Origin of the sequence: Serratia sp. BNK-33-b (assembly GCF_048684565.1) — a bacterium.
GTDB classification, from domain to species: domain Bacteria; phylum Pseudomonadota; class Gammaproteobacteria; order Enterobacterales; family Enterobacteriaceae; genus Serratia; species Serratia marcescens.
This window is the reverse complement of sequence record NZ_JBLQTZ010000001.1, coordinates 4361724-4384489: the sequence shown is the minus strand read 5'-3', so window position 1 is coordinate 4384489 and position 22766 is coordinate 4361724. Positions and strand designations below refer to the sequence as shown.

The following is a 22766-nucleotide window of genomic DNA, read 5'->3' as shown; positions in this document are numbered from 1 at the left end:
GGCTTAATCCCCTCGCACCAGCGTAAAGAAGTCCACCCGGCTGGCGGCGATCGCCCGGGCGCGCAGCTGGCGCTGTTCGTGCTGCAGCGCGGCTAGCGGCGCGATCAGCTGTTGTTGCAGGCGTTCGCCGTGCTCCGGCTGTTGCAGCAGCGCATCGGCCAGCGCGCACAGCTCGGCGTGCGCCTTGTCGCGCCCGGCGATGTAGCTGTAGCCGTAGCCGCCGTTGTCCAGCTGCACCACCGCGCGGGTGACCGTCATGTCCCCCAGCACGAAGCGGCGGCCGGTGGCGCCCATGCGCCCCTGCAGCTGGGCCAGGCCGATCTCCGGCGCGCGGATGCTGCGGTAACCCGGGCTGAGGTTCAGCGCCTGCCAGTGGCTGCGCAGCTGCTCGGGCCGGCTGTGCGCCAGCACCGACATCCAGCGTTGTCTCGACTCTAAGGCGTGCATTCAGTGCTCCATCGTCAGTTCAATCATGTCGGCGCGGGCCAGGCTGACGGAGTATTCCGCCACCTCTTCGCCGCCGCTGCGGACGTTAAGGGTGCGCACGCACAGCAGCGGCGCGTGGGTGGCGATCTCCAGCAGCCGGCTCTCTTTGGCCTGCGCGCGGCGCGCGCTGATGCGCGTCTGGCGGCGGGCCAGCGGCTGCCGGAGGTGCTGTTCGATAAACTGGTGCAGCGAACCGCTGTGGAACTGCTGCAGCGCCGGCCACCAGTCCAGATCGGGCAGATAGTGGTCGATCACGCTCATCGGTACGCCGTTGACCCGGCGCAGGGTGCGCAGGTGGATCACCATTTCGCCTTCTTCACGCGAGAGCGCGCTGGCGACATGCCCATTGCACGGGCGCAAGACAGCGAGTAAGCGCTCACTGGTGGGGTGGCTGCCCTGCTCGAACAGGTTCTGGCTGAAGCGGGTGTTGGCGTGCAGCGGGTAGTCGTAAGGCCGCATCAGCACCAGAATGCCGACGCCGTGGCGGCGCTGCAGCCAGCCGCGCTCCACCAGCTGATCCACCGCGCGGCGCAGGGTGTGGCGATTGACCTGGTAACGCTCGGCCAGCTGCTGTTCCGAAGGCAGGTAGTCGCCGCAGCGGTACTGCGTGCGCAGCTCCTGTTCCAGCTGCGCGGCGATCTGCTGATAGCGGGTGGGGTAAGTGGTCGGATGTCTAGATAACTCCATCATAATAAAAACCTCGTCATGCCGATGGCGGTGCGATGAAGGCGGAAGCGGTGCGTTTCATCGGGCGTCTACCCTGTGGTTTTCACGTTGGCATCATGGTGCCGGGCGCAGATGACAATCGCGTTACGCGTCGGTGGCGAACAGATGAACTATTTAGGACAGCCCGGGCGTGCACGGGCGGCGACGGCGCGCTATGCTGGCGCCTCTGTTGACTGACTCTGGCCGCTACCATGCCGCAACCTCTGAACGCCCCTGAACACGCCCCACGCGCCTGGCCGCTGTGGAAACCGATCCTGTTTCTGCTGGTGGTGGCCGTTGGCCTCTACTACGTCAAATGGCAGCCTTACTACGGCAAGGCCTTCGTGGCGGCGGATAGCCACTCGATCGGCAAATCGATCCTGGCCGACGGCGCCGCGAGCCCCTGGCTGGCGGCCTGGCAGTACGTGCTGGTCTACTTCACCGCGGTATGGAAGGCGGCGCTGCTCGGGGTGCTGTTAGGTTCGCTGGTGCAGGTGCTGATCCCGCGCGACTGGCTGGCGCGCACGCTCGGCCACCGGCGTTTTTCCGGCACCGTGCTGGGGGCGCTGATCGCGCTGCCGGGCATGATGTGCACCTGCTGCGCCGCACCGGTTGCCGCCGGCATGCGCCGCCAGTCGGTATCCAGCGGCGCCGCGCTGGCCTTTTGGCTCGCCAACCCGGTATTGAACCCGGCGACGCTGGTGTTCATGGGATTTGTGCTCGGTTGGCCGTTCGCCGCCATCCGCCTGGTGGCGGGCGTGGTGATGGTGCTGGGCATCGCCTGGCTGGTGCAGCGCGTGACCGCCAACGATCCGCAGCCCACCGCGCCGCAGCCGCCGGTGATGATGGCGCAGAGCGACGAGCAGCCGTTCCTCGCCCGCTGGGGCAAAGCGCTGTGGGCGCTGTTTTGGTCGACCATTCCGATCTACGTGCTGGCGGTGCTGGCGCTGGGCGCGGCGCGGGTCTGGCTGTTCCCGCACGCCGACGGCGCCGTCGACAATAGCCTGCTGTGGATCATCGGCCTGGCGATCGTCGGCTGCCTGTTCGTTATCCCCACCGCGGCGGAAATCCCGATCGTACAAACCATGATGCTGGCGGGCATGGGCGCCGGCCCGGCGCTGGCGCTGCTGATGACCCTGCCGGCGGTCAGCCTGCCTTCGCTGTTGATGCTCAACAAGGCCTTCTCCGCCCGGGCGCTGTGCCTGACGGCGGCGCTGGTGGCGCTGTGCGGCGCACTGACCGGCGTGGTGGGGATGGGGTTGGTGTAACGGATTCGTGACTTGACGCTATCTCAATGGAGGAGATGGCATCTTTGAACGTTTAAGCACCGGCACTGCGGTTGATCTAAGCCATTCAGAGGTAGAAAAACGAATGGCTATATTTAAAGCGAAAATTCGGGGGAGCTATCGGTGGGGGCGTTGAGGGGGATTCGTTCTGAGTCGAACAGGAGGTTTCTCAGGATAGAATGGAATTTTGTCTGGCAGTCGGCTTTGAGCGAGGAGCAGACGTTGAGGGCTATAAGAAGACTACTTAATGTTAGTCGGCTTCAACACAAGCGTGCCGTAGTGTGCTTCGCGGTGACAGTTCGGACAGAGTGCAATAGCATTTTTCTCCACCGTTAGCAAGCCACTCCACATGATGCACTTCAAGATACGGTCTACCATCTTCCCGCTTGAATGGTGCTGACCTGCTCCCAGCAAACTAACATAGCATGATGTAAGCAAGTTCCGCTCCTGGCACAAAGCCGCCTGTCAGATCAGGTTTGGTTCTGTGCCGTAGCCGCAGCTGTGCCAGGCCTATTTTGGATTAACATGAGTCGAGACACGTACCACCAGCTCATCGCAACCTATGCACCACCTGGTTGCTGCTGCCGCGCCAGATCAGCGCCGGGTCTTTCAAATCCTGCACGAATTTGCCGTCGATTAGCACGTTGATCCTGTCCACTACCTGCATTTGCTGCGCGTCCAACTCCGCCAGCCGGTAGCCGGTCCACAGCCAGATATCCTTGCCGGGGCACTCGGCGCGCACTCGTTTCACCAGCTTCAAGATGCTCGGCACGTTGGCTGGGTGCAGCGGATCGCCGCCGGAGAGCGACAGCCCCTGGCGCGGCACGCGCGTATCGTTCAGATCGGCGATGATGCGGTCTTCCAACGCCGGGGTAAACGGCTGACCGGAGTTGAGCCGCCAGGTGCTTTTGTTGTAGCAGCCGGGGCACTGGTGCACGCAGCCGGCGACAAACAGCGTGCAGCGGGTGCCGGGGCCGTTGACGACGTCGATCGGGTAATACTGGTGATAATTCATGTGAGGCCTGCCCATCAGGCTATTTTACTGGCCATTTTGCCTTCGGGCAGTGCTCCCAATCCTTACGTACTGCGTGTACGCTCCGGTTGGTGCGCGCTGGCCGAAGGCAAACTGGCGGCGACAATCACGCCTGATGAACAGGCTTCTGCCTAGGCTGCACGGCGCTTTTCAGCCGAGCTGCCCGTTGCCGAGGTGTTTCACCCGGCGTTTCACCTCTTCCTGCTTGCCGGCGTTGAACGGCCGGGCATCGGGGCTGCCGAGATAGCCGCACACCCGGCGGGTGACCGAGACCTTGGCCGAGTCGTGGTTGCCGCATTTCGGGCAGGTGAAGCCTTTGCTGGTGCAGGAGAATTCACCGGTGAAGCCGCATTCGTAGCACTCGTCGATCGGCGTGTTGGTGCCGTAGTAAGGCACCCGGGTGTAGCTGTAGTCCCACACGTCTTCCAGCGCCTTCAGGTTGTGCTGCAGGTTCGGGTATTCGCCGTAGCAGATGAAGCCGCCGCTGGCCAACGGCGGGTAGGGCGCTTCGAAGTCCAGCTTGTCGTACGGATTGACCTTCTTCTCCACGTCGAGGTGGAAGCTGTTGGTGTAATAGCCCTTGTCGGTGACGCCCGGCACCACGCCGAAATCGGCGGTGTCCAGCCGGCAGAAGCGATCGCACAGGTTTTCGCTCGGCGTGCTGTAGAGGCTGAAGCCGTAGCCGGTTTCGTCCTTCCAGGCGTCGACGGCGGCGCGCAGCCGCGCGACGATCGCCACCGCTTTGGCGCGCAGCGCTTCGTCGTCATATACGTGGTTTTTGCCGCCGAACAGCGCGTTGATGGTCTCGTGCAGGCCGATGTAGCCCAGCGAAATCGAGGCGCGGCCGTTCTTGAAGATATCCGCGATGTTATCGTCGGCCTTGAGCCGCACCCCGCAGGCGCCTTCCATGTAAAGGATTGGCGCTACCCGCGCCTTGATGCCTTCCAGCCGGGCGATGCGCGTCATCAGGGCCTTTTTCGCCAGCTGCAGGCGCTGATCCAGCAGCGCCCAGAAGCGCGACTCATCGCCCATCGCCTCCAGCGCGATGCGTGGCAGGTTGAGGCTGATGACGCCGATGTTGTTGCGGCCGTCGTGCACCAGCTCGCCGTCCTGCTCGTAGGTGCCGAGGAAGCTGCGGCAGCCCATCGGCGTTTTGAACGAGCCGGTGACCTTCACCACCTGATCGTAGTTGAGGATGTCCGGGTACATGCGCTTGCTGGCGCACTCCAGCGCCAGCTGCTTGATGTCGTAGTTCGGGTCGCCGTACTGGTGGTTGAGGCCGTCGCGGATGGCGAACACCAGTTTGGGGAACACGGCGGTCTTGCGGTTTTTGCCCAGCCCGGCGATGCGGTTTTTCAGGATCGAGCGCTGGATCAGGCGAGACTCCCAACTGGTGCCGAGGCCGAAGCCGAAGGTGACGAACGGCGTCTGGCCGTTGGCGGTGTGCAGGGTGTTGACCTCGTACTCCAGCGACTGGAAGGCGTCGTAACACTCTTTCTCGGTGCGCGCCATGGCATAGCCTTTGGCGTCCGGGATCTGCCACTCTTCCGCCACCTGCAGGTGTTTGCGGAAGCTCTCGTCGACGAACGGCGCCAGAATTTCATCGATGCGGTTGATGGTGGTGCCGCCATAGATATGGCTGGCGACCTGGGCGATGATCTGTGCGGTCACGGCGGTGGCGGTGGAGATCGACTTCGGCGGCTCAATCTCGGCGTTGCCCATCTTGAAGCCGTTGGTCAGCATGCCTTTCAGATCGATCAGCATGCAGTTGAACATCGGGAAAAACGGCGAGTAGTCGAGATCGTGGTAGTGAATTTCGCCGCGTTCATGGGCCAGCACCACGTCGCGCGGCAGGATGTGCTGCTTGGCGTAGTGTTTGGCGACGATGCCCGCCAGCAGGTCGCGCTGGGTGGGGATCACCTTGCTGTCCTTGTTGGCGTTTTCGTTCAGCAGCGCGCGGTTGCTTTGCTCGACCAGGCCGCGAATTTCCTGATTCAGGCGGCCGCGCAGTTCGCGCGCCACGTCGCGATCGTGGCGGTATTCGATATAGGCGCGCGCCAGCTGTTTGTATTCGCCGGCCATCAGCTGGTTTTCCACCGCCTGCTGGATCTCGTGGATATCGACGCGCGGCTGCTGCTCCATGCGCTGAGCGACCACGCGGGCGACGGTGGCGCAGTAGTCGGCATCGACCACGCCCACCGCCAGCGCGGCGCGCTCGATGGCCTGCGCAATGCGCGCTTCGTCAAAAGGTACCTGGCAACCGTCCCGCTTAATCACTACTGGTTTCACGTTGTACTCCTTGTTCCCCGAGGGAGCGTTCATACCCGCCTGGCGTGGCGAGCAACCGTCAAATTTCGCTTATCCACAGGGCAAAGCCGCAGCGCGCAAGGGCTGTGGCGGCGTGTGGATGATTTTGTGGATAACTACTATATATAGGTGTTCGCAATTCTTAATGCACTATATATAGATATTGGCGCGATTCTTTTGATGTAGAACAAGGAAAACGGAAGAGCGTGCGCAAGCTGAACAGACGTCAATCGCCGGTTGGCCGATCGCGAAAATGTTCCAGCAGAAAATCGACCCAAACGCGCACCCGCGGCGGCAGATCCGCCGAAGCGTAATAGAGCCACAGCTGCACCGGGCGCGGCCAGCATTCCGCCAGCACCGGCTGCAGCGTGCCTTGCTCGAAGTGCTTTTCAACGTACCAGCGCGCCAGGTTGACGATGCCGAGCCCGGCCAGCGCCGCATCCAGCAACATCTCCGGCCGGCTGACCACCAGCCGGCCGTTCAGATCCAGCGCCAGCGTTTCGCCCTGATGGCGCAGCTGCCATTTGACGTGGCGGCCGTTGCCCGGGTTGCGGTGCAGCAGGCAGTCGTGGCGCAGCAGATCGTGCGGCGTTTGCGGCTCACCACGCCGCGCCAGATAGTCCGGCGAGGCCGCCAGCACCATGTGCATCGGGTAGAGCGGGCGGGCCACCAGCCGGCTGTCGGGATCGACCCGGCTGCCGATGCCGACGTCGAAGCCTTCGCCCACCAGGTTCACCACCCGGGCGTCCAGCGACAGATCGAGATCGATCTGCGGATAGCGCGCCAGAAATTGCGGGATCAGCGGCATCAGCATCTGGCGGCCGAAGCCGGGGATCATGCTGACGCGCACCACCCCGGCCGGCGCCTGCCGTTCGCCGCCGGCGCTCTCCAGCGTGGCCGCCAACGCCTGCCACAGCGGCGCCACCTGCGCCAGCAGCGCTTTGCCCTCGTCGGTCAGCAGCACGTTGTGGGTGTTGCGCTGAAATAGCCGCAGCGCCAGCTTCTCTTCCAGCGCGCGGATGTTTTTGCTGACCGCCGCCGGCGTCACGCCCAGCTGGCGAGCGGCGGCGGAGAAATTTTGCGCCTGCGCGGCGGCGAGGAAGGCCGGCAGCAGGCGGTGCACGTCAAAGGGCAGCGACATAGTGGTTGATACTTTTGGTTGAAATTGAAGTGACCTTTAACAGCCTACACCCGAAGCGGCAGAAATGGAAAAATGCCCTCATCTTCTTATGACCGAGGAATCGTTATGTCGCGCATTTTAGTGTTAACCGCCCACCGCACCCCCGACGAGTCGCGCATCAACAAAGCGCTGATCGCGGCGCTGAGTCCGTTGCCCAACGTTACCGTTCACGAACTGATCCGCGCTTACCCGGATTACCGCATCGACGTGGCGCGCGAGCAGGAACTGCTGCAGAGCCATGATGCGGTAGTGATGTTGTTCCCGTTTTATTGGTACAGTTCGCCGGCGATCCTCAGCGAGTGGCAGGATGCGGTATTAACCTACGGTTTCGCCTACGGCAGCGAAGGCACCCAACTGCACGGCAAGCCGCTGCAGCTGGTGGTGAGCACCGGCGGCAACGCGCAGGCCTATACGGCGGAAGGGTACAACCGTTATCCGGTGCAGGATCTGCTGCTGCCGTTCCACGCCATGGCCAACCTGACCGGCATGGATTATCTGCCGCCGCATCTGGTGCAGGGCGTGTTCGACATGAGCGATGAACGCCTGGCGCAAGAGGCCGCCGGGGTGGTAGCGCTGCTGGGGAAATGGTAGGGCGCAGCGCTCGCCGCGCCCTTCGGGGTTAGTCTTCGAGCAGCCACCACACCGCTTCGAACGGCCGCAGCGTCAGCGCCTGCGGCTGGTCTGCCGAGTCGCTGTAGTTGCTCATCAGCGGGCGCCACTGGGCTGAAGGCTCCACGCCCGCCGCCGTCCAGGCCTGCGGCTCGCGGCTCAGGTTGGCCGCTACCAGCAGGCGCTGGCCGTTCCAGCTGCGCTGATAGCACCACAGTGCCGGGTGTTCCGGTGCCAGATCCTGATAGTCGCCGTGGGTCAGCAGCGGGTACTGCTTGCGCAGGGTGATCAGCTGGCGGTAGGCGTAAAACACCGAGTCGAGGTCGGCCAGCGCCGCTTCGGCGTTGATCTGCGGGTAGTTCTCGGCGCAGCCGATCCACGGCGTGCCGGTGGTGAAACCGGCGTGCGGCGCGGCGCTCCACTGCATCGGCGTACGGCCGTTGTCGCGCGATTTGTCGGCCAGGATCGCCAGCAGCTCGGCGTCGCTGCGGCCCTGAGCGCGCAGTTCAGCGTACATGTTCAGGCTTTCCACGTCGCGATACTGTTCAATGGCGCGGAAGCCGGGGTTGGTCATGCCGAGTTCTTCACCCTGGTAGATATAAGGCGTGCCCTGCATGCCGTGCAGCACCATCGCCAGCATTTTGGCGGCCGGCAGCCGCAGTGCGCCTTCATCGCCGAAGCGTGACACGATGCGCGGCTGATCGTGGTTGCACCAGAACAGCGCGTTCCAGGCGCGGTTATGCATTCCTTGCTGCCAGTGGCGGAAGATCTGCTTCAGCTCCACGTAATCCGGCGCCGCCCGCGTCCATTTTTCGCCGCCGGCGTAGTCCACCTTCAGGTGGTGGAAGTTGAAGGTCATCGACAGCTCTTCGCCGCTCTGCGCCGCGTAGCGCTGGCAATGCTCAAGCGTGGTGGAGGACATCTCGCCCACCGTCATCAGGCCGCGCGGCTGAAACACCTCGCGGCTCATCTCCTGCAGGAACTCGTGGATGCGCGGGCCGTCGGTATAGAAGCGGCGGCCGTCGCCCTGGCTGTCGGACGGGAAGTCCTGCTGTTTGGACACCAGGTTGATCACGTCGAGGCGCAGGCCGTCGACGCCTTTGTCCGCCCAGAACTGACACACTTTCTTCAGCTCTTCGCGCACCGGCGGGTGCTCCCAGTTGAGATCCGCCTGCTCGGCGGCGAACAGGTGCAGGTAGTACTGGCCGCTGTCGGCGTGCCACTGCCAGGCGTTGCCGCCGAACTTGGAGCGCCAGTTGTTCGGCGGCGTATCGCCTTCGCCGTCGCGCCAGACGTAGAACTGGCGATACGGGCTGTGGCGATCCTGCGCGGCCTTGAACCACGGGTGCTCGGTCGAGGTGTGGTTGAACACCATGTCCATCACGATGCGGATGCCGCGCTGGTGGGCGGCGGTGACCAACTGCTCGAAGTCCGCCATCGTGCCGTAAGCCGGATCGATGGCGCAGTAGTCCGCCACGTCATACCCGTTGTCCACCTGCGGCGATACGTAGACCGGCGTCAGCCAGATGGCATCGACGCCCAGTTCCTGCAGATAGTCCAGCCGCCGGGTCACGCCGGCCAAATCGCCGTAGCCGTTGCCGGTGCTGTCCTGAAAACTCTTCGGATAAATTTGGTAGATGACGCCGTTCTGCCACCAAGGGGTTGGGTTGCTCATAGATCAATACCTTTGAATCGTGACAACGAGCCTGCGCGAGCAGGCTCCTACATTCATATTGCGTGAATCAAACCGGCAGCTCGCCGCGGGCGGCCTTGCGTTTGTAGACCATGATGGTCAGCACCAGCGGGATGACGATCGCCACCAGAATCGCCAGCGAGTAAATCAGCCAGAACTGCGGCTTGATAGACAGGATGCCCGGCAGGCCACCGACGCCGATGCCGTTGGCCATTACGCCGTCCAGGCCGCAGATCAGGCCCGCGATCGCGGAGCCGATCATCGCGCACAGCATCGGGAAGCGGTATTTGAGGTTGATGCCGTACATCGCCGGTTCGGTCACGCCGAGGTAGGCGGAGATCGCCGCCGGCACCGAAATTTCACGCTCATTGGCCTTGCGGCTGATGATGATGATGCCGAGCACTGCCGAGGCCTGCGCGATGTTGGACAGCGCAATCAGCGGCCACACCGGGGTGCCGCCCATGCTCTGGATCATCTGCATGTCGATAGCCAGCGTGGTCTGGTGCACGCCGGTGATCACCAGCGGCGCATACAGGAAGCCGAACAGCGCGGCGCCCACCGGCGCGAAGCTGCCGGTCATCACCGCTTTCACCGCCCAGGCGACGCCATCGCCGATCATGCGGCCGAACGGCCCGATCAGCGCGTGCGCCAGGAACACCGCCAGCAGCAGCGAAACCACCGGCACCACCACCAGATAGAGATAGTCGGGGACGATCTTTTTCAGCCGGGTTTCGATCCAGCCCAGCGCCATGCCCGCCAGGATCGACGGGATCACCTGCGCCTGATAACCCACTTTCTGGATCACGAACCAGCCGAAGTTCCACACTTCCGGCGTTTGCTGGCCGAGCAGGTAGGAGTTCATCAGCTGCGGCGACACCAGGGTGACGCCCAGCACGATGCCGAGCACCGGCGTGCCGCCCATCTTTTTCACCGTCGACCAGCAGATGGCCACCGGCAGGAACATGAAGATCGCTTCACCGAGCAGCCACAGGAAGTCGTAAACGGTTTTCCACGCCGGATGCATCTGCGCCAGCGTTTGGCCGCCGGACATCGGGATGTCGCCGATCACGTTGCGGAAGCCGAGGATCAGACCGCCGCTGATCAGCGCCGGCAGCAGCGGGAAGAAGATTTCGGCGAAGTGGGAGATGGTGCGCTCAGACCAGGTCATGTTCTGGCGCGCGGCCACCTTGGCCTGTTCCTTGTCGGCCTCGTTGACGCCGGTGCTGGCGATCAGGGCCTGATAGTAGTCGCCGACGTCGGTGCCGATCACCACCTGGAACTGCCCGGCGTTGGTGAAGCACCCTTTGACCATCGGCAGCGCTTCGATCTCTTTCGGTTTCGCCTTATTGGGATCGTTGAGGACGAAACGCAGCCGGGTAATGCAATGGCTGACGGTGGCGATGTTCTCGCGGCCGCCGACCAAAACAATCAGGCGATCAATATCCTGCTGTTTTACTTTGCTCATTATGGGATACCTGCAGAGGTGTTGACTGAGTAATGATCAAAGCTTAGCCACTCGGCTTTTTGAATGAAATGGGAACGTTCCCGGTTTGGGGCGAGGATCACAAAATGACAAAAAATGGTCAACTTCTAAGCAGGTCGTCAGGAAAGTTTGCTGGGCACCACCAGGCGGCGGATCCCCTGTTCGCCGCTGAGCTGCGCCAGCAGCTGCTGCGCCGCCAACAGGCCGGCGCTGCCGTAGCCGAACTCCACCGACAGGGTGTCGGGGAACAGGAAGCTGAGCAGCGGGGTGTTGCCGATGGCGCATACCTGGATGGCGCGCGCCGGCTGTTGTTGCAGGTATTTGATCGCCCCCAGGGCGATGCTGTCGGAGGCGCAAATCAGCGCGCTGGTGTGCGCATCGATCACTTCGGCGGCGTGCTGGAAACCGCTCTGGTAGCTCAGCTCGCCCAGCGTGGCGCGCGGCGTGAGCGTGAGGCGTTCACAGGCGTCGAGATAGGCCTGATAGCGGCGCTGGCCGGTGGTGGCGTCGCTGAGCTGCACCCCCAGATAGCCAATATGCCGATGCCCTTGTTGATACAGGCGATCCATCAACAGGTTCACCGCGCCGGCGTCGTCATAGCAGACGGACGAGAAGCCGTCATATTCGCGCACCATCACCACCATTTTTTCCTGCCACGGCTTGAGCATCGCCGCGGTCAGGCCGGTGAAGCCGAACAGGATCACGCCGTCGACGTTGCGCTGATGCAGTACGTGCAGATGCTCCTGCACCAGACGAGTTTCGAACTGGCTCTCCATCACGATCGGATCGAAGCCCTGCTGGTACAGCAGCGGCAGCATGGTGCGCACCGCCTGGTTCTCCGACGGCGAATCGAGACGGGAAACGATGATGCCCACCACTTTGTCGCTCTGGCCGCGCATGGCGCGCGCCGACTTGGAGGGGGTAAACCCTTGCTGACGGATCACCGCTTCCACCCGTTCACGGGTTTGCGGGCTCACGCTGCCTTCATTGTTCAACACGCGTGAGACGGTGGATTTGCCTACGCCGCTCAGGCGTGCGATGTCCTTGATGGTCAGCCGGTTTTGCATGGTTTACTTTTCGTTGAAGTGGACAGGCGTAACATAACGGCCTGTAAAACAATGCCCGTCAGCATAGCTCATTTTCCTACGGGGATCTTGATGCAAAACGGGATTGTTGCACTGCGCTGAACGGCCGCTCCTGCCGCTCTGTTTTTCCCTTTACCGGAGGTTATACCCCATATGGACCCCGACCCGACTGCTTTAGACACTCACTCGGTTCTCCGGTAAAACCTCTCCGCCTGGCGCTGCTGTTTTACCGGTGAAGTACATCACGGTAACCGGTAGCGCGCGCTTCGTCGTTCGCTCCTGCTGCTGAAAAAAATAATAAGGATCTGCGTTGGCAGAGGCTTTTTGGCGCACCCGCCATCCGCCCGGCCGATGACGATCCCCGTTTACCCGCTGCCGTGAGGCACCGGGCGACGAGGTGCGAACCATGAAACTGAAAAAACTCCCCCGTCAGCTGCTGGGCCTGTTCGCCCGCAGCCTCCCGCACCGTTTGGTGCGCCGCGACAGCTTGCTGGACGGCGTCAGCGGCGCTGCGCGCGATATGCCTGCCGGCCTGGCGCAGCAGCGGCTGGCATGCGCCGCCGCAGAGACGATGCAGCTGTTTGAGCGTTTTCACAGCCACCCGGAAGGCATCACCGCCCATGAGGCGGAACAGGTTCGCCGGCGCTGCGGCGAGAACGTCATCGACGATCAGCAGAAAGAGGCCTGGTGGCAGCACCTGTGGCACTGCTACCGCAACCCGTTCAACCTGCTGCTGACCGCGCTCGGCATGATCTCTTACGCTACCGAGGATCTCACCGGCGCCTTGGTGATCGCGCTGATGGTGCTGATCTCCACGTTGCTGAACTTCATCCAGGAGGCGCGCTCCAACCGGGCGGCCGATGCGCTGAAGGCCATGGTGAGCAACACCGCCACGGTGATCCGCAGCGACGCGCACACCGGCAAGAGCGAACACGTGGAGCTGCCGATCGCACAGCTGGTGCCGGGCGACATCATCAAGCTGGCGGCCGGCGACATGATCCCGGCGGATCTGCGCGTGCTGTCGGCCAAGGATCTGTTCATCAGCCAGGCGGCGCTGACCGGCGAATCGCTGCCGGTGGAGAAATCCGCCGCGCCGCAATTGTTGGCGGCCGATCCGCTCGACTGCCAGAACCTGTGCTTCATGGGCACCAACGTGGTCAGCGGCACCGCGCTGGCGATGGTGATTGGTACCGGCGGCGGCACCTATTTCGGCCAGCTGGCGCAGCGCGTCACCAGCCAGGATGAGCAGCCGAACGCCTTCCAGAGCGGCATCAGCAAGGTCAGTTGGCTGCTGATCCGCTTTATGCTGGTGATGACGCCGATCGTGCTGCTGATCAACGGCTACACCAAGGGCGACTGGTGGGAGGCGGCGCTGTTCGCGCTGTCGGTGGCGGTCGGGCTGACGCCGGAGATGCTGCCGATGATCGTCACCTCGACGCTGGCCAAAGGGGCGGTGAAGCTGTCGCGCCAGAAGGTGATCGTCAAACGGCTGGACGCCATCCAGAACTTCGGCGCCATGGATATTCTGTGCACCGACAAGACCGGCACCCTGACCCAGGACAAGATCGTGCTGGAGCGCCATACCGATGCGTTCGGCGCCGGCAGCGAGCGGGTGCTGCGCTACGCCTGGCTGAACAGCTTCTACCAGACCGGGCTGAAAAACCTGCTCGACGTGGCGGTGCTGAGCTGCGCGGAGCAGAACCGGCAGCCGGAGGCGCTGCAAAACTACCGTAAGGTGGATGAGATCCCGTTCGACTTCGTGCGCCGCCGCATGTCGGTGGTGGTGGCCAAAGACAACGAGTATCACGAGCTGGTGTGCAAGGGCGCGCTGGAAGAGATGCTGGCGATTTGCAGCCACGTGCGCCACGAAGACGAGGTGATCCCGCTGAGCGAGGCGCTGCTGGCGAGGATCCGCCGCATCACCGACGATCTCAACCAGCAGGGGCTGCGGGTGGTGGCAGTGGCCAACAAGATCCTGCCGGCGCAAACCCATGAATACGGCGTGGCGGACGAGTCGGATCTGATCCTCGAAGGCTACGTCGCCTTCCTCGATCCGCCGAAGGAAAGCACCGCACCGGCGCTGGCGGCGCTGAAACAGAACGGCGTCACGGTGAAGATCCTCACCGGCGACAACGAGCTGGTGGCCGCCAAAGTGTGCCGTGACGTCGGGCTCGAGGCCGATCATCTGCTGCGCGGCAGCGAGATCGAGCAGATGGACGACGAGCAGCTGGCGCAGGCGGCGGCGCGCACCACGGTGTTCGCCAAGCTGACGCCGCTGCACAAGGAGCGCATCGTCAAACTGCTGCGCCGCCAGGGGCACGTGGTGGGCTTTATGGGCGACGGCATCAATGACGCGCCGGCGCTGCGCGCGGCCGATATCGGCATCTCCGTCGATTCGGCGGTGGACATCGCCAAGGAAGCGGCGGACATCATCCTGCTGGAAAAAAGCCTGATGGTGCTGGAGCAAGGGGTGATCGAAGGGCGCCGCACCTTCGCCAACATGCTGAAATACATCAAGATGACCGCCAGCTCCAACTTCGGCAACGTGTTCAGCGTGCTGATCGCCAGCGCCTTCCTGCCGTTTCTGCCGATGTTGCCGCTGCATCTGTTGATTCAGAACCTGATGTACGACATCTCGCAGATCGCCATCCCGTTCGATAACGTCGACGACGATCAGATCACCCAGCCGCAGCGCTGGAACTCCGCCGATCTGGGGCGGTTTATGGTGTTCTTTGGGCCGATCAGTTCAATTTTCGACGTGCTGACCTTCAGCCTGATGTGGTGGGTATTCAAGGCCAATACGCCGGAAATGCAAACGCTGTTCCAGTCCGGCTGGTTCGTGGAAGGGCTGCTGTCGCAGACGCTGATCGTGCACATGATCCGCACGCGCAAAATTCCGTTTATCCAGAGCCGCCCGTCCTGGCCGCTGTGCATCATGACGCTGGCGGTGATCGCCACCGGCATCGGCCTGGTGTTCTCACCGCTGGCCGGCTTCCTGCAGCTGCAGGCGCTGCCGCTCGGCTACTTCCCGTGGCTGGTGCTGATCCTCGCCGGTTACATGGTGCTGACCCAGTGCGTGAAAGGCTGGTTCGTGCGCCGCTACGGCTGGCAATAACCCGTTCGCCCCCTCCGGCCGGGAGGGGGCAACTGTGATCCCGTCCGCTTTTTCACCGCAACGGTTGGACATCTGTTCTGTGCTGAGTCTTTATCTACAGCGTTGGCTGTTTTCCCCTGCGCCTTTCAAGCCACCGCGTTGTTGGCTGTACGCCCGCCCCCCAGTTACTTAGCAGACCTAAGCGCCTGGGGATGCGGGCGCTTGCCGCCTAGCGGTGGTTTGAAATTCATTGGGGATATTTTGTTTTTTTCCTCTGAGGAATTTCCGATGCACAGACCTTTCCGTTATACGCTACTGGCTTCATCGTTATGGTTTTCTTGTGGCGCGCTGGCGCAGCCGGCGGGCGATCTGCCGCTGATGCCCTGGCCGCAGCAGGTGGAAGTGACGCAACCGGCGGGCAAGCTGGTTTTGGATCACCGTTTGTCCCTGACGCTGCAGGGTGACGACTTGGGCGACGCGCTGCCGCGCTGGCGGCAACGCATCGAACTGCAGACCGGCTGGACGCTGGCGCCGAGGGAAGAAGCAAACGGCGCGGCGATCAGGGTGGTGATCAAGGATCGGGTGGCGGCGCAGCCGCTGCCGGGCAGCGATGAGAGTTACAGGCTGGCGGTCACACCGCAGGGCGCCACGCTGACCGCCAACACCCGCTTCGGCGCGCTGCGCGGCATGGAGACCCTGCTGCAGTTGCTGCAGACCGACGGGCAAAACACTTTCCTGCCATTGGTGGATATTCGCGACGTGCCGCGTTTTCCGTGGCGCGGCGTGCTGCTGGATTCGGCGCGCCATTTCCTGCCGCTGCCGGACATTTTGCGCCAGCTCGACGGCATGGCGGCGGCCAAGCTCAACGTATTCCACTGGCACCTGACCGACGATCAGGGCTGGCGCTTCGCCTCCGAGCATTACCCTAAATTGCAGCAGCAGGCCAGCGACGGCCAGTTCTACACCCGTGAGCAGATGCAGCAGGTGGTGGCTTACGCCACGGCGCGCGGCATTCGCGTGGTGCCGGAGATCGACATGCCGGGGCACGCCTCCAGCATCGCGGTGGCCTATCCCGACCTGATGAGCGCGCCGGGGCCGTATCGCATGGAGCGCGAGTGGGGCGTGCATAAGCCGACGCTCGATCCAACCCGCGACGAGGTTTATCAGTTTGTCGATACGATCGTCGGCGAGCTGGCGGCGATCTTCCCCGATCCTTATCTGCACATCGGCGGCGACGAAGTGGACGCCAGCCAGTGGCGGGCGTCGCCGTCGATTCAGGCGTTTATGCAGCAGAACGGGCTGGCGGATACCCATGCGCTGCAGGCCTACTTCAACCAGAAGCTGGAAAAGATCCTCGAGAAGCACCAGCGGCAGATGGTCGGCTGGGACGAGATCTACCATCCGTCGCTGCCGCGTTCGATCGTCATTCAGTCCTGGCAAGGGCAAGACTCGCTGGGCGCCAGCGCGCAGGATGGCTATCAGGGCATCCTCTCCACCGGTTTCTACCTCGATCAGCCGCAAAGCACCGCCTATCACTACCGCAATGAAATTCTGCCGCAGCCGCTGGGGGTTGAGACGGCGGTACAACCCGGCGAGCAGGCACAAAGCTGGCGTTTCAGCATGCCGCGCCTGAAGGGCAGCGCGGTGGAGGGCAGCTTCACGCTGATCGAGGGCAAGCAGGGCTGGCGCGGCTTTATCGATTTCAACGGCAAATCGCGCCGCGCGGTGCACGATATCGTCTGGCGCACGCCGCAGCTGGTGACGTTCCGCGTCGATACCTGGATGGGCGACACACGGCCGGTGTTTACGCTGCAACAGGACAAGCTCAGCGGCTATACGTTGGTCGGCAACGTGCGTTACCCCACCCAGGGCGAGAAACTGGCGGCGGCGCCAGCGGGCAAGATGCCGGTGGTGCCGGATGAGAAGGGGCAGGCCAACATTCTCGGCGGGGAAGCGGCGCTGTGGGCGGAAAACGTGCGCGCGCCGCTGATCGATCTTAAGCTGTGGCCGCGCGCCTTTGCGGTGGCGGAGCGGCTGTGGTCGGCGCAGGACGTCACCGACGAAAGCAACATGTACCGGCGGCTGGCGGCGATCGACGCCTGGTCGGTGGTGTCGGTCGGCCTGCAGCAGCACGCGGAAACGGCGCGCGAATTCACCCGGCTGAGCAACAGCGTGCAGATCGTGCCGCTGCAGATCCTGGCCGAGGCGGTGGAACCGGCGCAGTATTACACCCGCCAGCACCTGAAGTTCCAGGCCGGCAACTATCATCAGTTCGAACCGCTGAACCGCTTTGCCGATGCGCTGCCGCCGGAGAGCGAGGCGGTGCGCGCCATGCATGCCCAGGTCGCGGCCTTGCTGAAGGATAAGCGCGATAAGGCGGCGGCGCAGGCGCTGCGCGAACGGCTGCAGCGCTGGCAGGCGAACGGCGCGGCGCTGCAGACGGCGATCGCGGGCAACCGCACGCTGCGGGAGCTGGCGCCGGTGGCGCAGGACGTCGATGCCCTGGCCGCATTGGGGTTAACGCTGCTGGAGCGCTATCAGCAGGATAAACCGCTGAGCCGAGCAGAGGCAGAACGAGCGCAGCGCCGGCTGGATGCGGCGGCGCAGACCCGCGACGAAGTGGTGATTGCGGCGGTGTACCCGCTGGAGGCGCTGCTGCGGGGGCTTAAAACGGAGTGAGGGTGACGGGGCTCGGCCAGTTGAGCCCCGGTTTTGTTACGCCTGTAGCGACAGCGGCGCATACCCGATGGCGTGCTGCAGGTAATTCAGCAGCAGCTGGCGGGTGAAGCGCGGCTCATCGATACCGCTGCCCTGCAGGAAGCGTTGCAGGTTGCTGCAGTCCCACCGATAGGTGTCTTGATAGAGCTCCACCGTCGATAGCTCGTCCACCATAGGATCCTTGAACAGGCTGAGCAGCGGGTAGAGCGGCGCGTCGCTGTCGTTTTCCCATTGGGCCCGCCACTGTGCGAAGGGCAAGGGACGAAAACGATAACCGAACTCGCGCTCCAGCAGGCTGAAAAACTCACGCAGCGTCAGATTATTGTCACCTTGATGGATCAGGTTGAATTTCTGCCCCAGCGCCTGCGGATTGCGAGAGACGTGGGCGATGGCCCGGGTCATGTAATCCACCGTGGTCAACCCTTCGCGCATATCCCGTAAATCCGGTACCGTGCCGCTGCTGATGCAGGTTTTCACCAGCCGTCCCCACCATTGATAATCGGCGTTGACGCCGGTACGGCTGTGGCAGGTGGCGTAGCCCAGGCGGAAGGTCATCAGCGGCAGGCCTTGCGCCGCCGCCAAATCGGCGATTTTCTCCATCACCCATTTGCTGCGCACGTAGCCGATATCGCGGCTGACCGCCGGCAGGTTTTGGTCGATATCGTCGCTTTCCCGCATCACCCGCTTGCCGGTGTGCAGATGCCCCCAGCTGTATACGGAGATGGTCGACAGCAGCATCAGCGGCTTGGTGCGGCTATGCGCCGCGAAGCGAATGATTTCCCGCAGGCCCTGCACGTTGTCGCGCTTCATGTAGGCGTAAGGCTGGATAAAATTCACCGCGCTGGCCGAATGGTAAATCAGATCGATATCTCGGCTTAACGCCCTGTAGGCCGCCGGCGTCAGCGAAAAGTCGTGTTCCGCTACGTTGCCAGGCACGATATGAATGCGCGCGTGCTGGCTGGCGTTCAGTGCGATCCGGTAGCGCTGCAGCACCGCCTCCAGCCGCTGTCTCGGCGGCAGTTTGGCGCCGTCGCGCACCAGACAGTACAGCTCGGCGTCGGTGGTGCGCAGCAGATCGGCCAACAGATGCGCGCCGACGAAGCCGGTGGCGCCGGTCAGCAAAATGGCGCGCGGCGCGCTGATTTGCCGCGGATCGAACGTCGGATCGATGACGAGATCCGACGGCAAATACACATCATCCTGTAAGGCACGCGCTTCGCCTTGCCGCTGTGTCGGTTGCCGGTCTCTGCGTTGTGCCAGTGCCTGCGCCAGGGCGCCCAGAGTGGGATATTCATAGATGTCGTGCACCGAAGTCTCGACGGCAAATGCCTCGGCCAGCGCCGTCATCAGCTTGGCCGCCAACAGCGAATGGCCGCCCAGCGAGAAAAAATCATCGTCGGTTGCGGGCTGTTCCACTTTCAGCAACGAACGCCAGAGATCGGCGACGATGCGCTGATCGGCGGTCAGCGGCTGCGCAACGCCGGCGCTGACCGGTTGGTAATGCGCCAACAGAGCCGTTTTGTCGATTTTGCCGTTGTTGTTCAGCGGCATGTGTTGCAGTAAACGATAATCGGCGGGCAGAAATGCGGTGGGCAGCGTTTCTTTCAGTTTCTGTCGGACGCGTGCGATCACGTTTTCGCCGTCACACTCCGCGACCAGAAACGCCACGATTTTCTTGCCCAGCGGATCATCTGCCGTCGCCACGGCGGCCACCGCTTTACGGATGCCCGCAACCTGCAGCATGGCGTTTTCGATTTCGCCCAGTTCAATGCGATTGCCGCGGATTTTGACCTGATCGTCGATACGGCCCAGATATTGAATGCGGCCATCCGCCAGCCAACGAGCCCGATCGCCGCTGCGGTACAGGCGCAATCCGGCGAAGTGAGGCGGGGTGATGAAGCACTCGGCGGTCAACGCCGGATTGTTCAGGTAGCCGCGGGCCAGACAGCGGCCGCTGATATACAGCTCGCCGGGGCGATCGCCGATCACGGGCTGCAGTCGGTCATCGAGGATGAAGATTTCGGTATCGCCGATGGGCCGCCCAATGCTGGCGGGCGGGTTTTGCGTGGCGCAAGCCACCCGGTTGCAGGTGGCGAATATGGTGGCTTCCGTCGGGCCGTAGTAATCGATCAATGAATAATCGATGCCGCGCAGATCGACCGGATGAAGTTTCTCCCCTGAGCTGAACAGATACCGCAGCGCCATATTGGCCGGTTGCGGCGCGCCGACCACTTCGGCGACCAGTACGGCGGGCAGGCTGGCGTGGGTAATGCCCTGTTCGGCAAAGTAGGCCAGCAGGACTTCCGGCTGCAGGCGAGCGTCTTCCGGGGGCAGATACAATGTGCCGCCGCTGGTCAGAGGCGACCAGATCTCCCATTGCGCAACGTCGAAACTCAAGCCGGCGATCAGCGTAGAACGACTTTCGGCATCCATAGCGAATTGCTTGTTATGCCAGAGAATTAAATTCAGCAGCGACTGATGTTCTATCAGCACACCTTTCGGTTTGCCGGTGGTGCCTGAAGTGAAAATGAGATAAACGATGGCATCGGGAGACGGAGAAATTAACGTTATATTCTCCTGCGGAGAAATTGATATATTATCAATATAAATAATATCCTCGCTGAAGTTATTTTCCGAAAGCGCTATCGTCGCGTTGCTGGCGAGTATTAAAGGGGAACCGCTTTGCGTAACGATATCCTGTATTCTTTTTTCCGGGTAACGGGCGTCGATGGGAATATAGCCTGCGCCGGCTTTGACGATCGCCAACATACCGATCAGCATTTCCGGCGTGCGCAGCGTGACGAGCGGCACATAGCTGCCGGGCGCCACGCCCCGCCGTAGCAACAGCGCGCACAGTGCGCTGCTGGCTTCATCCAATTGACGGTAGGTCAGGCGCTTATTATCGCCGACGACGGCAAGTTTTTCCGGATAACGGGAAGCTTGTTGGATAAAATAATCCAATACGCTAGGTGCCATGGTTATCTCCTGTCATTATTCACGAAGTGAACGAAATGAAACAGCAATGACCCGGCCGGGTGAAAAAAAATTATAGGCGTATTTTTATTAGGGAATTGTAAATGTGAACGATATTACGCTATCGCTATAAATTAATTGGGTTAAAAAATTATTATCAATAAAAACGGCCAGCCGAAGCTGACCGTGATTCGCGTGCGCGTCGATTAACGACGCACGGCGATGGCTTCGATTTCGATCTTCACGTCTTTCGGCAGACGCGCCACTTCTACGCAGGAGCGGGCCGGGAACGGCGCGCTGTGCTCGGTGAAGAAGGCTTCGTACGCGGCGTTGACGGTGGCGAAGTCGTTCAGGTCTTTCACGAACACGGTGGTTTTCACGATGTCGGCAACGAGCAGGCCGGCGGCTTCGACGATCGCCTTGACGTTTTCCAGCGACTGGCGCGCCTGTGCGGCGACGTCGTCGGCGACGGCGCCGGTTTTCGGATCGACCGGGATCTGGCCGGAAGTGATGATCATGCTGCCCAGATCAACGCCCTGCACGTAAGGACCAATGGCTGCCGGGGCGAGTTCAGTGCTGATGTTACGTGACATGTTTTCTCCTGATAAACGAGGATTGTTCTATCCAGAAATCCCATTATAGGGCGTCACCGGGAGAATGACAGCGCCATCTCCCGGCGCCCATGCCGGGCTTAGTCGGCCTGCAACACCACCTGATGCTCGAACTCTTTTTCGCAGTAGCGGCATTTCAGGTGCACTTCGCCGCCGCGCGATTTGACGCTGAAGCTCGACGCCACCGGCTCGCTGCGGCTGATGCAGTTGCCGTTCGGGCAGGTCAGCACGCCGTCGATGTGGTCCGGCAGGCTGAGGGTCAGCTTGCGCACCACTTCATAGTTGTCGATGCGGTTTACCGTGGCCTTCGGCGCGTACATCGCCAGTTGGTTGGCCTGCTGCTCGGTCAGGAAGGTGTTCTCGATCTTGATCAGATCCTTGCGGCCCAGCTCGTTGGAGGGCAGGTTCAGGCCGATGGTGATGCGCTGGTCGGTGGCGGTCAGCTTGAACAGCGTCAGCAGTTTGAAACCGATCTGCGCCGGAATGTGGTCGATTACCGTGCCGCATTTGATCGCTTCGACCTGCAGTTTGTTGTCATGAGTCATGGCGGTTCCCCCTTAAAGAGCCAAATCTGCGTTGAGCACCAGCGCCAGCAGCGCCTGGCGGGCGAAGATGCCGTTGCCCGCCTGCTGGAAGTAGTAAGCGTGCGGCGTTTTATCCACGTCGGTGGCGATCTCGTCGATGCGCGGCAGCGGGTGCAGCACCTTGAGGTTGGCGCGCGCGCCGGCCAGATCCGCGGCGCGCAGCACGAACTGCGCCTTCACGTTGGCGTACTCGGACGGATCGAGGCGCTCTTTCTGCACCCGGGTCATGTAGAGAATATCCAGCTCCGGCACCACTTCTTCAATGCTGCCGTGCAGGCTGTACTCGATGCTTTTCTCTTCCAGCATTTTCAGGATGTAGGCCGGCATCGCCAGCGCGTCCGGGGCGATGAAGTAGAAGCGGTTGCCTTCGAACTTGGCCAGCGCCTGGGTGAGCGAGTGCACGGTGCGGCCGTACTTCAGGTCGCCGACCATGGCGATACTGAGGTTGCTCAGGCGGCCCTGGGTTTCCTGGATGGTGAACAGATCCAGCAGGGTCTGGGTCGGGTGCTGGTTGGCGCCGTCGCCGGCGTTGAGCACCGGCACGTTGCCGGAGAACTCCGAGGCCATGCGCGCCGCGCCTTCCTGCGGATGGCGCATCACGATGGCGTCCACGTAGGTGCTGATCACCGAGATGGTGTCGGCCAGGGTTTCGCCTTTCTTGCCGAGCGAGGTGTTGCTGCCGTCGGCGAAACCGACCACCGAGGCGCCGAGGCGGTGCATCGAGGTTTCGAACGACAGGCGGGTACGGGTCGAGGCTTCGAAGAAGCAGCTGGCGATCACCTTGTGTTTCAACAGCTCCGGCTGCGGGTTGGCTTTCAGACCGGCGGCGGTGCGCAGCACCAGCTCCAGATCCTCGCGGCTGAGATCGTTAATAGAGATGATGTGTTTGTGATACAGCGGGTTGGCCATTTTTCACTCC

At 62.4% G+C, this 22766-nt stretch carries 16 protein-coding genes and 1 pseudogene; 4 read left to right on the top strand and 13 right to left on the bottom strand.

From position 1 onward, the window contains the following. Positions 1-3: 3 nt before the first annotated feature. Positions 4-447: a phosphonate C-P lyase system protein PhnG gene (phnG, locus tag ACMGGK_RS21150; RefSeq protein WP_016929298.1), complete on the bottom strand. Its 444-nt coding sequence runs from the start codon at positions 445-447 to the stop codon at positions 4-6. Then, the gene (gene phnF, locus ACMGGK_RS21145; protein ID WP_016929297.1) at positions 448-1176 is read right to left on the bottom strand and encodes a phosphonate metabolism transcriptional regulator PhnF; all 729 of its coding nucleotides are present in this window, start codon (positions 1174-1176) and stop codon (positions 448-450) included. A 227-nt stretch (positions 1177-1403) separates the two neighbouring features. Between phnF and ACMGGK_RS21140 the strand changes: the two genes are divergently transcribed. Then, entirely contained in the window at positions 1404-2459 is a 1056-nt protein-coding gene (locus ACMGGK_RS21140) for a permease (RefSeq protein ID WP_206195118.1), read from the top strand. 258 nt (positions 2460-2717) lie between these two features. Here the strand turns inward: ACMGGK_RS21140 and ACMGGK_RS21135 are convergent. The 4 genes and pseudogenes from ACMGGK_RS21135 to ACMGGK_RS21120 form a co-directional block, all read right to left on the bottom strand. Further along, a pseudogene (locus ACMGGK_RS21135) lies at positions 2718-2880 on the bottom strand (HNH endonuclease); the annotation flags it as partial. Between the two features lie 147 nt (positions 2881-3027). Further along, entirely contained in the window at positions 3028-3492 is a 465-nt protein-coding gene (gene nrdG, locus ACMGGK_RS21130; protein ID WP_039567952.1) for an anaerobic ribonucleoside-triphosphate reductase-activating protein, read from the bottom strand. A 168-nt stretch (positions 3493-3660) separates the two neighbouring features. Beyond that, the gene (gene nrdD / locus ACMGGK_RS21125; RefSeq protein WP_049294746.1) at positions 3661-5799 is read right to left on the bottom strand and encodes an anaerobic ribonucleoside-triphosphate reductase; all 2139 of its coding nucleotides are present in this window, start codon (positions 5797-5799) and stop codon (positions 3661-3663) included. A gap of 244 nt (positions 5800-6043) precedes the next feature. Then, positions 6044-6958: a LysR family transcriptional regulator gene (locus ACMGGK_RS21120; RefSeq protein WP_420277182.1), complete on the bottom strand. Its 915-nt coding sequence runs from the start codon at positions 6956-6958 to the stop codon at positions 6044-6046. A 105-nt stretch (positions 6959-7063) separates the two neighbouring features. Between ACMGGK_RS21120 and ACMGGK_RS21115 the strand changes: the two genes are divergently transcribed. Then, entirely contained in the window at positions 7064-7588 is a 525-nt protein-coding gene (locus tag ACMGGK_RS21115; protein WP_049187806.1) for an NAD(P)H-dependent oxidoreductase, read from the top strand. Positions 7589-7616: 28 nt separating this feature from the next. On the opposite strand, the gene treC is transcribed toward ACMGGK_RS21115, so the two are convergent. From treC to treR, 3 genes are all read right to left on the bottom strand, one after another. Continuing rightward, positions 7617-9281, bottom strand: coding sequence for an alpha,alpha-phosphotrehalase (gene treC / locus ACMGGK_RS21110; RefSeq protein ID WP_420277181.1), 1665 nt, complete (start codon positions 9279-9281; stop codon positions 7617-7619). 67 nt (positions 9282-9348) lie between these two features. Further along, entirely contained in the window at positions 9349-10764 is a 1416-nt protein-coding gene (gene treB / locus ACMGGK_RS21105) for a PTS trehalose transporter subunit IIBC (RefSeq protein ID WP_033638875.1), read from the bottom strand. A 137-nt stretch (positions 10765-10901) separates the two neighbouring features. Beyond that, positions 10902-11849 carry a trehalose operon repressor TreR gene (gene treR / locus ACMGGK_RS21100; protein WP_016929286.1) on the bottom strand — a complete coding sequence of 316 codons (948 nt, stop codon included), beginning with the start codon at positions 11847-11849 and terminating at the stop codon, positions 10902-10904. A gap of 424 nt (positions 11850-12273) precedes the next feature. On the opposite strand from treR, the gene mgtA reads away from it, so the two are divergent. Together mgtA and ACMGGK_RS21090 are read left to right on the top strand one after the other, a co-directional pair. Further along, entirely contained in the window at positions 12274-14982 is a 2709-nt protein-coding gene (gene mgtA / locus ACMGGK_RS21095) for a magnesium-translocating P-type ATPase (RefSeq protein ID WP_049300812.1), read from the top strand. 267 nt (positions 14983-15249) lie between these two features. Further along, positions 15250-17640 carry a beta-N-acetylhexosaminidase gene (locus tag ACMGGK_RS21090; protein ID WP_420277180.1) on the top strand — a complete coding sequence of 797 codons (2391 nt, stop codon included), beginning with the start codon at positions 15250-15252 and terminating at the stop codon, positions 17638-17640. 36 nt (positions 17641-17676) lie between these two features. On the opposite strand, the gene ACMGGK_RS21085 is transcribed toward ACMGGK_RS21090, so the two are convergent. The 4 genes from ACMGGK_RS21085 to pyrB form a co-directional block, all read right to left on the bottom strand. Continuing rightward, positions 17677-20655, bottom strand: coding sequence for an amino acid adenylation domain-containing protein (locus tag ACMGGK_RS21085; RefSeq protein ID WP_420277179.1), 2979 nt, complete (start codon positions 20653-20655; stop codon positions 17677-17679). Positions 20656-20858: 203 nt separating this feature from the next. Further along, positions 20859-21245: a 2-iminobutanoate/2-iminopropanoate deaminase gene (gene ridA, locus ACMGGK_RS21080; protein WP_049300809.1), complete on the bottom strand. Its 387-nt coding sequence runs from the start codon at positions 21243-21245 to the stop codon at positions 20859-20861. Positions 21246-21343: 98 nt separating this feature from the next. Continuing rightward, the gene (pyrI, locus tag ACMGGK_RS21075) at positions 21344-21808 is read right to left on the bottom strand and encodes an aspartate carbamoyltransferase regulatory subunit (RefSeq protein WP_004933377.1); all 465 of its coding nucleotides are present in this window, start codon (positions 21806-21808) and stop codon (positions 21344-21346) included. A 12-nt stretch (positions 21809-21820) separates the two neighbouring features. Continuing rightward, positions 21821-22756: an aspartate carbamoyltransferase gene (pyrB, locus tag ACMGGK_RS21070; protein WP_420277178.1), complete on the bottom strand. Its 936-nt coding sequence runs from the start codon at positions 22754-22756 to the stop codon at positions 21821-21823. Positions 22757-22766 lie beyond the last annotated feature (10 nt).

Bases quoted from the DNA above. Each gene is read 5' to 3' on its own strand.
- mgtA (WP_049300812.1), top strand. From the start codon at position 12,274: ATGAAACTGAAAAAACTCCCCCGTCAGCTGCTGGGCCTGTTCGCCCGC.
- ACMGGK_RS21120 (WP_420277182.1), bottom strand. From the start codon at position 6,958: ATGTCGCTGCCCTTTGACGTGCACCGCCTGCTGCCGGCCTTCCTCGCC.
- pyrI (WP_004933377.1), bottom strand. From the start codon at position 21,808: ATGACTCATGACAACAAACTGCAGGTCGAAGCGATCAAATGCGGCACG.
- treB (WP_033638875.1), bottom strand. From the start codon at position 10,764: ATGAGCAAAGTAAAACAGCAGGATATTGATCGCCTGATTGTTTTGGTC.
- ACMGGK_RS21090 (WP_420277180.1), top strand. From the start codon at position 15,250: ATGCACAGACCTTTCCGTTATACGCTACTGGCTTCATCGTTATGGTTT.
- ACMGGK_RS21115 (WP_049187806.1), top strand. From the start codon at position 7,064: ATGTCGCGCATTTTAGTGTTAACCGCCCACCGCACCCCCGACGAGTCG.
- ridA (WP_049300809.1), bottom strand. From the start codon at position 21,245: ATGTCACGTAACATCAGCACTGAACTCGCCCCGGCAGCCATTGGTCCT.
- nrdG (WP_039567952.1), bottom strand. From the start codon at position 3,492: ATGAATTATCACCAGTATTACCCGATCGACGTCGTCAACGGCCCCGGC.
- treR (WP_016929286.1), bottom strand. From the start codon at position 11,849: ATGCAAAACCGGCTGACCATCAAGGACATCGCACGCCTGAGCGGCGTA.
- ACMGGK_RS21085 (WP_420277179.1), bottom strand. From the start codon at position 20,655: ATGGCACCTAGCGTATTGGATTATTTTATCCAACAAGCTTCCCGTTAT.
- treC (WP_420277181.1), bottom strand. From the start codon at position 9,281: ATGAGCAACCCAACCCCTTGGTGGCAGAACGGCGTCATCTACCAAATT.
- phnG (WP_016929298.1), bottom strand. From the start codon at position 447: ATGCACGCCTTAGAGTCGAGACAACGCTGGATGTCGGTGCTGGCGCAC.
- phnF (WP_016929297.1), bottom strand. From the start codon at position 1,176: ATGATGGAGTTATCTAGACATCCGACCACTTACCCCACCCGCTATCAG.
- pyrB (WP_420277178.1), bottom strand. From the start codon at position 22,756: ATGGCCAACCCGCTGTATCACAAACACATCATCTCTATTAACGATCTC.
- ACMGGK_RS21140 (WP_206195118.1), top strand. From the start codon at position 1,404: ATGCCGCAACCTCTGAACGCCCCTGAACACGCCCCACGCGCCTGGCCG.